This is a genomic window from Pseudomonas monteilii NBRC 103158 = DSM 14164, assembly GCF_000730605.1.
GTDB classification, from domain to species: Bacteria; Pseudomonadota; Gammaproteobacteria; order Pseudomonadales; family Pseudomonadaceae; genus Aquipseudomonas; species Aquipseudomonas monteilii.
Genome location: NZ_BBIS01000003.1, coordinates 82,016 through 94,131, shown reverse-complemented (window position 1 = coordinate 94,131; position 12,116 = coordinate 82,016). Strand labels below are relative to the sequence as shown.

The 12,116-nt window shown below is 62.2% G+C and carries 10 protein-coding genes; 8 read left to right on the top strand and 2 right to left on the bottom strand.

Features of this window, described 5'->3' with window-relative positions; all coding sequences use genetic code 11:
* Positions 1-187: 187 nt before the first annotated feature.
* From PM2_RS00980 to PM2_RS00965, 4 genes are all read left to right on the top strand, one after another.
* Positions 188-988 carry an AraC family transcriptional regulator gene (locus tag PM2_RS00980; RefSeq protein WP_028698936.1) on the top strand — a complete coding sequence of 267 codons (801 nt, stop codon included), beginning with the start codon at positions 188-190 and terminating at the stop codon, positions 986-988.
* 64 nt (positions 989-1,052) lie between these two features.
* Positions 1,053-2,459 carry an NAD(P)/FAD-dependent oxidoreductase gene (locus tag PM2_RS00975; protein ID WP_028698935.1) on the top strand — a complete coding sequence of 469 codons (1,407 nt, stop codon included), beginning with the start codon at positions 1,053-1,055 and terminating at the stop codon, positions 2,457-2,459.
* A 32-nt stretch (positions 2,460-2,491) separates the two neighbouring features.
* Complete coding sequence (locus tag PM2_RS00970; RefSeq protein WP_028698934.1) at positions 2,492-2,833, top strand: cupin domain-containing protein; 342 nt, start codon at positions 2,492-2,494, stop codon at positions 2,831-2,833.
* Positions 2,834-2,885: 52 nt separating this feature from the next.
* Positions 2,886-3,965, top strand: coding sequence for a polyamine ABC transporter substrate-binding protein (locus tag PM2_RS00965; RefSeq protein WP_016713178.1), 1,080 nt, complete (start codon positions 2,886-2,888; stop codon positions 3,963-3,965).
* Positions 3,966-3,998: 33 nt separating this feature from the next.
* On the opposite strand, the gene PM2_RS00960 is transcribed toward PM2_RS00965, so the two are convergent.
* Complete coding sequence (locus tag PM2_RS00960; RefSeq protein ID WP_016713179.1) at positions 3,999-5,582, bottom strand: peptide chain release factor 3; 1,584 nt, start codon at positions 5,580-5,582, stop codon at positions 3,999-4,001.
* Positions 5,583-6,115: 533 nt separating this feature from the next.
* On the opposite strand from PM2_RS00960, the gene PM2_RS00955 reads away from it, so the two are divergent.
* Genes PM2_RS00955 through PM2_RS00940 form a run of 4 tightly spaced genes read left to right on the top strand, consistent with a single transcriptional unit; the run spans position 6,116 to position 9,561 of the window.
* The gene (locus tag PM2_RS00955; protein ID WP_028698933.1) at positions 6,116-6,829 is read left to right on the top strand and encodes an ABC transporter permease; all 714 of its coding nucleotides are present in this window, start codon (positions 6,116-6,118) and stop codon (positions 6,827-6,829) included.
* A 13-nt stretch (positions 6,830-6,842) separates the two neighbouring features.
* Positions 6,843-7,757: a glycine betaine ABC transporter substrate-binding protein gene (locus tag PM2_RS00950; protein ID WP_016713181.1), complete on the top strand. Its 915-nt coding sequence runs from the start codon at positions 6,843-6,845 to the stop codon at positions 7,755-7,757.
* Positions 7,754-8,407 (top strand): ABC transporter permease, encoded by a 654-nt coding sequence (locus PM2_RS00945; protein WP_016713182.1) that lies wholly within the window; start codon positions 7,754-7,756, stop codon positions 8,405-8,407. Before PM2_RS00950 ends, PM2_RS00945 begins: the two co-directional genes overlap by 4 nt.
* Entirely contained in the window at positions 8,404-9,561 is a 1,158-nt protein-coding gene (locus tag PM2_RS00940) for an osmoprotectant ABC transporter ATP-binding protein OsmV (RefSeq protein ID WP_016713183.1), read from the top strand. The genes PM2_RS00945 and PM2_RS00940 overlap by 4 nt, the downstream gene beginning before the upstream one ends.
* Positions 9,562-9,596: 35 nt before the next feature.
* Here the strand turns inward: PM2_RS00940 and PM2_RS00935 are convergent, their stop codons facing one another.
* Complete coding sequence (locus PM2_RS00935) at positions 9,597-12,026, bottom strand: TonB-dependent siderophore receptor (RefSeq protein ID WP_016713184.1); 2,430 nt, start codon at positions 12,024-12,026, stop codon at positions 9,597-9,599.
* Positions 12,027-12,116: the final 90 nt, after the last annotated feature.

Here is a 12,116-nt window from a genome sequence, read left to right as displayed (position 1 = left end):
CGAGAAGTCCATTCGCGCAGTAACCGTTGCAGAGGCTGTGCCATTCATTACAAAAAATTACTTATATAAAAATCAGATAGTTAGTGAATTCTTTGATTTAAGAATCGTGCAAAAAGCGCGAGTGGCGCTCCGGCATCAGGTGTTCTGCAATATTGTGGCCTTTACGCCGGCGAGGCATGATCTGGCAATGACGCTCCCTGACGACTCCGCCCAGACCCCGCTCACCGCTGACACCGTGCTGCGCTACCACCTGTGCTGGAAGCATCGAGACCTGGACGGGGTCATAGCGCTGTACCACCCCGACATCCAGTACCACGACTTTTTCCAGAACCGGGTGCTTGGCTACGTTGAGATGCGCGACTACGTACGCGCCTGCCTGCCCCATGAAGCCGGCGAAGACATCGTTCACAGTGACCGTATCCGCGTCGATGGCTGCACCGCGTTCATCCAGTACCAGGTCACGGTCCAGGGTGGCGATGGCCTGGTGGCGTTCCAGTCCAGCGAGGCGATCACCGTCAAGGACGGCCTGATCTGGCGGGTCAACGAATACGCCACGCTGGTTCGCCAGAACAGCAGCGGGCGCACCAGTACCGGCCCGCGCCCTGCCACCAGCCGCCTGGGGTTGTCACCACGGCAACTGTCGACCATGGCCCAGGACCTGGAACACTACTTCCAGCGCCAGCGCCCCTACCTGGACCCGGAGCTGGACCTGCAGCAGGTCGCCGACGCCAGTGGTTACAGCCGCAACCAGATTTCCTACCTGCTCAACCAGGTGCTTGGGCAAAGCTTCTACCGCTACGTCAACCAGGCTCGCTTGCAACACCTGATGGCCAGCCTGGACAACGACAGCGTCGAGGCAACGATTGACGAGTTGGCGTTCAGCGCCGGCTTCAACTCACTGTCAGCGTTCTACAAGTGCTTCCGGGAACACACCGGCCTCACGCCCAAGGCGTACCTGAAGCAAATTTCCCTGCGTGCACGCACGTAAGACAGCCGCTCGCACAGCCCACTAGGATCGCCCACAGACCTTGACGGATGTGGAGCCCAAGCCGATGCAACCCCTGCGCACGCTCAGCCTGTGGATGGACCAGCTCGACGAGCCACTGTGCGCTCGCCCGGCCCTGCGTGAAGACCTGGTTGCGGACGTGTGCATCATCGGTGCCGGCTACACCGGCCTGTGGACTGCCTACTACCTCAAGCGCCAGGCCCCGCAGCTCAACGTCGCGGTGATCGACGCCAACATCGCCGGTTTCGGCGCCTCCGGGCGCAACGGCGGCTGGCTGATGGGCAACCTGCTGGGCGAAGACCGCCTGCTGGCCACTCTGTCGCCACAACAGCGCCGCGCCAGCATCGACCTGCTGCACGGCATTCCCGATGAAGTACAGCGTGTGCTGCAACGCGAAGGGATCGACTGCGACTACCGCAAAGGCGGCGTGCTGTACTGCGCCGCACGCTACCCGGAGCAGGAACGCAGCCTGCGCGCCTACCTGGACGATCTGTATCGCCAAGGCATGACCGAAGACGACTACCGCTGGCTGCGCCCCGAGCAACTGGACGCCCAACTGCGGGTCAGCAATGCCTTTGGCGCCATCTACAGCCCGCACACCGCGACCATCCAGCCGGCCAGACTCGTGCGCGGCTTGGCTCGAACAGTGGAGGCGATGGGCGTGCCGATCTATGAAAACACGCCGGCCATCGATTGGCAGCCCGGCGAGGTGCGCACGCCGCTGGCACGAATTCGCTGCCAGTGGGTAGTGCCCGCCGTGGAAGGTTACGCTGCCAGCCTTCCGCCACTGGGCAAACATCAGTTGCCCGTACAGAGCCTGCTGGTCGCTACCGAACCACTGCCGGACTCGACCTGGGAGCAGATCGGCCTGAGCCAAGGCCAGGCCTTCAGCGAAAGCAGCCGCCAGGTCACCTATGGCCAGCGCACCGCCGACAACCGCCTGGTATTCGGTGCCCGCGGAGGCTATCGCTTCGGCGGCCGACTGCGCGAAAACTTCAACCTTGACGCGCATGAAGTCGAACTGCGTCGTTACCTGTTCAGCGAGCTTTTCCCGCAACTGAAACACGTACGCATCACCCACTCCTGGGGGGGCAACCTGGGCATGGCCCGACGCTTCCGCCCGCACATGCTGTGCGACCGCCAGCGCGGCATCGCCCTGGCTGGCGGCTACGGCGGCGAAGGAGTCGGCGCCACCAACCTGGGCGGGCGCACACTTGCAGCGCTGATCCTCAACCAGCACAACGAACTGACCGCGCAGCCCTGGGTGCTCGACAACCGCCCGGTTTCCAGCCTGGCCAGCTGGCCACCCGAACCCTGCCGCTGGCTGGGCTACAACGCCATCATCCAAAGCTTCGTCCACGAGGACCGGACCCTCGCCAACCCCGCCAGCGCGCCCTGGAGGCGGCGCCTGGCCAGCTCGCTTGCGGACTTCATGGAAGGCTTCATGCACTGACTTCCCTTTTCCATACACAGGATCCACCGGTCATGAGCATCACCCAGTTCAAGAACACTGACAGCGCCGTGCTCGACAGCAGCAACCCGGTCGCGGTACCGCTTGGCGAACCCGTAGCCGTGACGTCGGTCACCTGCGTGGAGCGCAGCGACGGCGTGGAAACCGGCATCTGGGAATGCACCCCCGGGCGCTGGCGCCGGCAGATCGTGCAACAGGAGTTCTGCCACTTCATCAAGGGCCGCTGCACCTTCACCCCCGACGGTGGCGAACCCTTGGTCATAGAAGCCGGAGACGCATTGATGCTACCGGCCAACAGCACTGGCATCTGGGACATCCAGGATACCGTGCGCAAGACCTACGTCCTTATCTTCTGATCCGCTGATCGCCTGCCTTCGATAACAACAGACAAAGCAAGGTAACCCCGACATGCGCACGCTCCTTCTCGCTCCCCTGATGCTGGCCGCCAGCGTGGCCGGCGCCGCCGAAACGGTAAAGATCTACAACTGGTCCAGCTACGTCGCCCCCGACACGCTGAAAAACTTCCAGCAGGCCAGTGGCATCGTGCCCACCTACGACGTGTACGACAGCAACGAAACCCTCGATGGCAAGCTGATGACCGGCAACTCCGGCTACGACGTGGTGTTCCCCTCCAACCATTTCATGGCCCGGCAAATCCAGGGCAAGGCCCTGAAGCGCCTGGACAAGTCGCAGTTGCCCAACTGGCAAAACCTCAACCCGGTGCTGCTCAAGGCACTGGAGGTAAACGATCCGGGCAACCAGTACGGCTTCCCGTACCTGTGGGGCAGTACCGGCATCGGCTACAACATCGACAAGGTCAAGGCGGTGCTCGGCGACAATGCACCGGTTGATTCGTGGGACCTCATCTTCAAGCCCGAGTACATGAGCAAGCTGAAAAGCTGTGGCGTTGCCGTGCTGGACAACGGTCCTGAACTGCTGCCAATTGCCTTGCACTACCTGGGCCTGCCACACCATAGCCAGAACCCGGCGGACTACGACAAGGCCAAGGCACTGCTGATGCAGGTACGCCCGTACATCAGCTACTTCCACTCATCGAAGTACACCGGCGACCTGGCCAACGGCGACATTTGCGTGGTGGTAGGTTTCTCGGGGGATGTGCTGCAGGCGAAGAACCGTGCCGAAGAAGCGAAGAACGGGGTGAAGGTGGGCTACTCGATCCCCAAGGAAGGCGCGCCCATGTGGTTCGACATGGTGGCCATGCCGGCAGATGCTCCGGATGAAAAAGCCGGGTATGCCTACATGAACTACCTGCTGCAGCCGGACGTGATGGCCAACATCAGCAACCATGTGCAGTACGCCAACGGCAACCTGAAGGCGGACGGGCTGGTGGACCCCGCGATGAAGGGTAATACGATGATTTACCCAAGCGAGGATGTGATGGGCAAGCTGTATGCGCTGGAGGCGATGCCGGCGAAGATCGACCGCATTCGCACGCGGATCTGGACCAGTATCAAAGCCGGGAATTGAAAAGGGGCCGCTTGGCGGCCCCATGCTCAATTATCAGTGATGCTCGCGGGTAGCGCGGAATTTGATGTCCGGCCAGCGCTCTTCCATCAGCGACAGGTTGACCCGGGTAGGCGCCAGGTAGGTCAGGTGACCGCCACCGTCGATGGCCAGGTTTTCCATGGCCTTGGTCTGGAATTCCTCAAGCTTCTTCTTGTCGTCGCAGCTGATCCAGCGGGCCGACCACACGGTGATCGGCTCGTAGGCGCACTCGACCTTGTACTCTTCCTTCAGGCGGCTGGCGACCACGTCGAACTGCAGCACACCGACCGCACCGAGGATGATGTCGTTGCTGCGCTCCGGGAAGAACACCTGGGTAGCACCTTCTTCAGCCAGCTGCTGCAAGCCCTGGCGCAGCTGCTTGGACTTCAGCGGGTCCTTGAGGCGCACGCGACGGAACAGCTCCGGGGCGAAGTGCGGGATACCGGTGAAGCCCAGCGCTTCGCCTTCGGTGAAGGTGTCACCGATCTGGATGGTGCCATGGTTGTGCAGGCCAATGATGTCACCGGCAAAGGCCTCTTCCAGCTGTTCACGCTCGGAGGAGAAGAAGGTCAGCGCATCGCCGATACGCAGGTCCTTGTTCAGGCGCACGTGGCGCATCTTCATGCCCTTCTCGTACTTGCCCGAGCAGATGCGCATGAAGGCGATACGGTCGCGGTGTTTCGGGTCCATGTTCGCCTGGATCTTGAACACGAAGCCGGTGAACTTCTCTTCCACAGGCTCGACGGTACGCTCGTGGGCAACGCGGCCCAGCGGGCGCGGCGCCCAGTCGACCACGGCGTCGAGCACGTGATCCACACCGAAGTTGCCCAGTGCAGTACCGAAGAACACCGGGGTCAGCTGCCCGTTGATGAACTCTTCCTGGTTGAACTCATGGCAGGCGCCCTGCACCAGCTCCAACTGCTCGACAAACGAGTCGTACTGGTCACCCAGGTGTGCGCGGGCTTCGTCCGAGTCCAGCTTCTGGATGATCTTGGCTTCGGTGCGCTCATGGCCGTGGCCAGGGGTGTACACCACGATGTAGTCGCCGGTGAGGTGGTACACGCCTTTGAAGTCGCGGTAGCAACCAATCGGCCAGGTGATCGGCGCGGCCTTGATCTTCAGTACGGCTTCGATCTCGTCCAACAGTTCGATCGGGTCGCGGATGTCACGGTCGAGTTTGTTGATGAAGCTGACGATCGGCGTATCGCGCAGGCGGCATACGTCCATCAGGGCGATGGTACGCGGCTCAACCCCTTTACCGCCGTCGAGCACCATCAGCGCCGAGTCCACTGCGGTCAGGGTGCGGTAGGTGTCTTCCGAGAAGTCTTCGTGGCCGGGGGTGTCGAGCAAGTTGATCATGTGCTCCCGGTACGGGAACTGCATCACCGAGGTGGTGATGGAGATGCCGCGCTGCTTCTCCATTTCCATCCAGTCGGAGGTGGCGTGGCGGTCGGACTTGCGCGACTTCACGGTACCGGCGACAGCAATGGCCTTGCCCATCAGCAGCAGCTTCTCGGTGATGGTGGTCTTACCGGCGTCGGGGTGGGAAATGATTGCGAAAGTGCGGCGCTTCGCGACTTCGGCGGCCTGGTTGGTCATGGGAAATCGCCTGACTGGGGGATTCAAAAAGGGGCGATATCATACCTGAAGTTGAGCGGGGACGAAAATCCAAGGTGCTTTTCGGTAGCCGTTTGTCGACTTCGAGATCGAGCGCCGCGCGGGCGGCGCTCGATCTCAACAACAACGAAAACCGATCGCCTGGCACTTATGTGAAAAAATTTCCATGCCGATCCTGAGCCACGCGATGGACGTCGCGATGGCAGGTAATTCAACGCCTTGATGTAGAAAAAGCACTTATTTATCGCGCGAGATTTCCATAACCCCAGTGATTAACGCTGGCCAAATGCCGCCTCAGATGGGAACCTTTACACCCACGGAGACGTCCACTCCCCTGCAACCCGCTTCGGTTGGGGATCGGTTTCATCAGCATTTTCGGGCCCGACGGGGTTCGGCTCATGGCCTGATCGCAGCCTTCGGCGTGTATCAAGCTGCTACTCGCGAACACACCATCCGCCGCCAGGCCTGGCCGGCAAAAAAGAAGTGTGCTCGCCGACTACACAAGGAGTCCGCCTGTGGCAAAACGCTACGGAAAAGGGCTGTTGGGATGCGCCACCGTGCTCGTCATCCTGGCCCTGCTGATCCACTGGATCGGCATCGACACGATCACGCGTTATCGCGACGATCTTGGGTTCTACCTGCAAGCGCACCTGGTACTGGTGCTGGCTTCGATGGCGGCGGCGTTGGCCGTGGGCATCCCCGCTGGCATTGCGCTCAGTCGACCGCACCGGGTCGACAAAGCCGAGCGCTTCATGCAGTTCTTCAACGTTGGCAACACCATCCCTCCCCTGGCCGTTCTGGCCATCGCCCTGAGTATTCTGGGCATCGGCGCCGGGCCTGCGATCTTCGCACTGTTCCTCGCCTCTCTCTTGCCCATCGTGCGCAACACCTACGAGGGCCTGAAAAACGTCCCCGCCTCGCTCAAGGAAGCCGCCACCGGCATCGGCATGACCCCGCGCCAGCAACTCTGGCAGGTGGAATTACCCAACGCCGTGCCGATCATTGTCGGCGGTGTTCGCGTGGCCCTTGCGTTGAACGTGGGCACCGCGCCCCTGGCTTTCCTGATCGGTGCCAACAGCCTGGGCAGCCTGATCTTCCCCGGCATCGCCCTGAACAACCAGCCACAGCTGCTGCTGGGCGCCGCGTGCACCGCGCTGCTGGCCCTGGTGCTGGACGCAGCGGTGAGTTTCTCCAGCAAGCGCTGGCTGGAACGTGGCCTGGCCCAATAAGGATAGGGAACGTATGAAGAAAAGAATCGCCTTGCTGCTGGGCGCGGCCCTGCTGTTCGCAGGATTTGCCCAAGCAGCTGAAAAACCGCTGGTGCGCATCGGCGCGCGGGTATTCACCGAACAGACCGTGCTCGCCGAAATCACCGCGCAATACCTGCGTGCCAATGGCTTCGACGTGCGTGTCACCACCGGCCTTGGCAGCAACATCGCACGCCAGGCCCAGGAGACCGGCCAGCTCGACCTGATGTGGGAATACACGGGCGTGTCGCTGGTGTCGTATAACCACATCGACGAGCGCATGCCCAACGCCGAAGCCACTTTCGCCAGGGTAAAGGCACTGGATGCCAAGAAGGACCTGATCTGGCTGACCCCGTCGAAGTTCAGCAACACCTACGCACTGGGCCTGCCCCGCCAAGTGGCCGAAGCCTACCCGCAGGTGAACACCATCAGCGACCTCAGCCAGGTGCTGCATGACGAAAGCCAGCGCACCCACCTGGTGGCGCTGGACACCGAGTTCGCCAACCGCCCCGACGGCCTGGTCGGCCTGCGCGAGATGTACGGCCTGCCGCTGGACCGTCGCAACATCCGCCAGATGGACGGCGGCCTCGTCTACACGGCCATGCGCAACAACCAGGTGTTCGCTGGCTTGGTGTATACCACCGATGGCCGCCTGAACGCCTTCGACCTCAAGCTGCTGAAAGACGACAAACACTACTTCCCGGACTACACCGCCGCCCCGGTGGTGCGCAAGGCGGTGCTCGACGCCAACCCGCAACTGGCCGGCCTGCTCAAGCCGCTGGCCGAGCAGCTGGATGACGAAACCATGCGCCAGCTCAACGCCAAGGTCGACGTCGAGCACCAGAACCCGACCGCCGTCGCCGCCGCCTTCCTGCGTGAGCACCCACTGAACAGCGAGGGCCAGCCATGAACCTGATCGATACCTTCAGCCACCTGGACTGGGCCCAGGTGCTGCAACTGACCTGGCAGCACATCATGCTGGTGGGCATAGCAGTAGGCCTGGCGATCCTCGTCGGGGTGCCGCTGGGCATTCTGATGACGCGCTTCCCGGCCCTCGCTGGCCCATTGCAGGCCAGCGCCACGGTGCTGCTCACCATCCCCTCCATTGCCCTGTTCGGCCTTCTGCTGCCGTTCTATTCCAAGTTCGGCCAAGGCCTTGGACCACTCCCGGCGATCACTGCCGTGTTCCTCTATTCGCTGCTGCCGATCATGCGCAACACCTACCTGGCCCTGACCAACGTCGAGCCCGGCATCCGTGAAGCCGCACGCGGCATCGGCATGACCTTCGGCCAGCGCCTGCGCATGGTCGAGCTGCCCATCGCCGTGCCGGTGATCCTCGCCGGTGTGCGCACCGCCGTGGTCATGAACATCGGCGTCATGACCATCGCCGCCACCATCGGCGCCGGCGGCCTGGGTGTGCTCATCCTCACCTCCATCAGCCGCAGCGACATGTCGATGCTGCTGGTCGGCGCCGTGCTGGTCAGCCTGCTGGCGATCATTGCCGACCTGCTCCTGCAAACCCTGCAACGTGCCCTGACTCCAGAAGGACTGCGCTCATGATCGAACTGAAGAACCTCAGCAAAACCTTCAACGTCAACGGCAAGGACGTGAAAGCCGTCGACGCGGTAAACCTCACCGTCAACGAAGGGGAAATCTGCGTGTTCCTCGGCCCCTCGGGCTGCGGCAAAAGCACCACGCTGAAAATGATCAACCGCCTGATCACCCCCACCTCGGGCCAGGTGTTCATCAATGGCGAAGACACCACCGGGCTGGACGAAGTGACCCTGCGCCGGCACATCGGCTATGTGATCCAGCAGATCGGTTTGTTCCCCAACATGACCATCGAAGAGAACATCACCGTGGTCCCGCGCCTGCTCGGCTGGGACAAGCAAAAGTGCCACGAGCGTGCGCGCGAGCTGATGCACATGATCAAGCTGGAGCCCAAGCAGTACCTGCAGCGCTACCCGCGTGAGCTGTCCGGTGGCCAGCAGCAGCGCATCGGTGTTATCCGCGCCTTGGCTGCAGAAGCGCCGGTGCTGCTGATGGACGAGCCGTTCGGCGCGGTCGACCCGATCAACCGCGAGATGATCCAGAACGAGTTCTTCGAGATGCAGCGGGCGCTGAACAAGACGGTGATCATGGTCAGCCACGACATCGACGAGGCGATCAAGCTGGGTGACAAGATTGCCATCTTCCGTGCCGGCAAGCTGCTGCAGCTGGACCACCCGGACACCCTGCTGGCGCACCCGGCGGATGAGTTTGTCAGTAACTTCGTTGGCCAGGACAGCACCCTCAAACGCCTATTGCTGGTACGTGCCGAGGATGCGGCGGACAACGCGCCGTCGGTGAGCCCGGAAACGCCGGTCAGCGATGCACTGGAACTGCTGGATGAACACGACCGCCGCTATGTGGTGGTGACCGATGCGCAGAACAAGGCGCTGGGGTATGTGCGCCGGCGCGACATGCATCGCCAGCAAGGCACCTGTGGTGACTTCCTGCGGCCGTTCAATGCCACAGCGTCGCATGATGAGCATTTGCGCATCCTGCTGTCGCGGATGTACGAATTTAATAGGGCGTGGTTGCCGGTGCTGGATGCCGAGCAGGTGTTCTTGGGCGAGGTGACGCAGGAGTCGATTGCGGCTTACCTGAGTTCAGGAAGATCGCGGGGGGCTAAGACCAGCATTGTTTCGCCAGCTGAGGCGGTGGTTTCGTAATTGCTAGGGGCGCTTTGCGCCCCGGCAATTTCAGATCAGAACCCTACACTGGCCTGCACATAGAAGGTGCGCGGCTCACCCACATAAATGCCGGCATTGTTGTCGCTGGAACGGGTGAAGTACTGCTTGTCGAACAGGTTCTTCACCCCCGCCGCCAGCTTCAGGTTGGACATCTCTGGCCCGAACTCATACCCGCCACGGGCATGCCAGGTCACGTAACCCGGAATATCGCCATACTGCCCATCGGCACTCGGCTCGGTGATGTAGTCACCATTGAAGCTGCCGTCGGCGTTGATCCCGGTGCCCGGCGCACGCTGCTTGGATTGGGCGTAGGCATCCAGGTTCCAGGTCCAGCGGTTGACCTCGTAACGCACGCCGGCAGTGGCCACCTGGCGTGAGTAGAACGGCAGGTCACGGCCCTTGAAGCCGGGAATCTCGCCTTCATAGGTGGCGCGGGTGTAGGTGTAGCCGCCGTTCACCGACAGGCCTTCGAAGCGCGGGTCCAGCCCGGCCAGGTCATAACGAACCGACGCTTCGATACCCTGGTGCTTGGTGGCGCCAAGGTTGGTCCAACCCACATCGTTGCTGATGTACTGCAACTCGTCATCGAAGTCGATGTAGAACGCCGTCAGCTCACCGGCGAAACCACCATTGTCATACCGCGTACCGATCTCGTAGGTCTTGGCCTTTTCCGGCTCCAGGCCATTGGCCGTGCTGTTGCCGGTGCCGCCCTGGCCCAGCTGGAAGTACTGCAGGCTGCCGAACGAGGTCTCGTAGTTGGCGAACACCTTCCAGGCATCGGAGATGTGGTACATCACGCTCAACGCTGGCAGCGGCTCGTTGCTGGTGATGCTGCGTTTCTTCTCCGCTACCGGGCGGTTGTTGGCGTCCAGCACCGGGCGGTCGCGCCAGTCGGTGTTGATGTGCTCGAAGCGGATGCCCGGGGTGATGGTCCAATTACCCACATCGATCTTGTCGTCGATGTAGTAGGCGCTGGCCTCGGTACCACCGCTACGGTCCTGGAACACATGGCCGTCGGAGGTCGGGGTCACGGTGGGCACGTTGTCGATCAGCGCCAGGCGCGTCGACTGCTCACGCATCGCTTCCTTCAGGTAGCGGTAACCCACACTGACTTCCTGCGTGGTCGGGCCGGCAAAGAAGATACGCGACACACGCGGCTCGATGGCGAAGGTGTGGTAGTTGCGCGGATACGACGACAGGGTCTTCATGTCACGCGAAGCGATGGCACTGCCACGGAAGCTGTCGGTGTAATAAGTCAGCACTTCGAACTGGGTGGCATCGTCGAGCTGGCGTTGCCACTTGAACGATACGTCCTTGCGCCGACCGGCGAAGTAGTCGTAATCGCGCAGCGACTGGTACGGGTTGCTGTCGTACTGGGCCTGGGTCAGGCCACCGGGCATGTCGGCGCGGCCATCGTAGTAGTGGAAGTTGAGCCAGAACTCGTCGACATCGGTCGGCGCCCAGTGGGTTTTGAGGATAACGTCGTCGATGTCGTTGCCGTTGTTGCTTTCACGGTAACCGTTGCCGTTGACGCCGGTATACAGCAGTGCCACACCCATGCCGTTGTCTGCCGTGCCGCCGACGAAGGCCGACTCGGTGTGCTTCCAGCCGCCGTGCTGGGAGGTTTCCAGGGTGGTGGACAGCTCTGCCGAGGCCTTTTCCGGAATTGCCCGGGTGACGAAGTTGATCACCCCTCCCACGTTCTGCGGGCCATAACGCACCGAGCCTGCGCCACGTACCACGTCGATGCTGTCGAGGTTGCCCGAGGAAATCGGCGCCATCGACAGCTGAGGCTGGCCATACGGCGCGAACGCGGCCGGGATGCCGTCGATCAACACGGTGGAGCGCGGCGACAGGCGCGAGGTCAGGCCGCGCACGCCCACGTTCAGCGACAGATCGCTGCCGCCAGTGCCGTTGGAATCCTGCACCTGCACACCCGGGATGCCACGCAGCACATCGCGCACATTCATGGCGCCCTTTTCCACCATCGCCTCGCGGCGCACCACGGTGCGTGCGCCGGGGTGGTTCTGCACCACGCTCTGCTGCGCATCGCCCAGCCAGTCACCGACTACCTTGATGTCGGTGGGCGCCAGCTCCAGGCTGCCACTGCCCAAGTCTAGGGTAGTCGGCAGCGGCTTTACCACAACGGTGTCCTGGGACACCTCGAAGGTCAGCCCGCTGCCTTGCAGCAACTGTTGCAGCGCTTGCACCGGCGCCAAGTTGCCGGACACCGCCGGGGCCTGCTTGCCAGCCACCAACTCGGGGCTGAAGAACAGTTGCAGGTTGGTCTGCTGGCCAAGCTGGCTCAGCGCCGATCCCAGCGGCTGGGCCTGGATCTGGATGGTGTTGCCGGCCTGTGCAGCCTGGCTGTTGACGGCCACGGCACTGACCGCCAGGGCCAGCGCCAGGGCGGGCAAACGTGGGAAAGGTTTGTTGTTGTTCACGTCGTCGAAACATCCTGAATGCGGAATAAACGCCAACCGCGTGCAAATGGAAATGCTTGGCAGTTGCAGCTGGCGAGGAAGACGAACGAG

What these genes read in the sequence shown, in the direction of transcription:
- PM2_RS00980 (WP_028698936.1), top strand. Translation starts at nt 188, where the DNA reads ATGACGCTCCCTGACGACTCCGCCCAGACCCCGCTCACCGCTGACACC.
- PM2_RS00975 (WP_028698935.1), top strand. Translation starts at nt 1,053, where the DNA reads ATGCAACCCCTGCGCACGCTCAGCCTGTGGATGGACCAGCTCGACGAG.
- PM2_RS00970 (WP_028698934.1), top strand. Translation starts at nt 2,492, where the DNA reads ATGAGCATCACCCAGTTCAAGAACACTGACAGCGCCGTGCTCGACAGC.
- PM2_RS00965 (WP_016713178.1), top strand. Translation starts at nt 2,886, where the DNA reads ATGCGCACGCTCCTTCTCGCTCCCCTGATGCTGGCCGCCAGCGTGGCC.
- PM2_RS00960 (WP_016713179.1), bottom strand. Translation starts at nt 5,582, where the DNA reads ATGACCAACCAGGCCGCCGAAGTCGCGAAGCGCCGCACTTTCGCAATC.
- PM2_RS00950 (WP_016713181.1), top strand. Translation starts at nt 6,843, where the DNA reads ATGAAGAAAAGAATCGCCTTGCTGCTGGGCGCGGCCCTGCTGTTCGCA.
- PM2_RS00945 (WP_016713182.1), top strand. Translation starts at nt 7,754, where the DNA reads ATGAACCTGATCGATACCTTCAGCCACCTGGACTGGGCCCAGGTGCTG.
- PM2_RS00940 (WP_016713183.1), top strand. Translation starts at nt 8,404, where the DNA reads ATGATCGAACTGAAGAACCTCAGCAAAACCTTCAACGTCAACGGCAAG.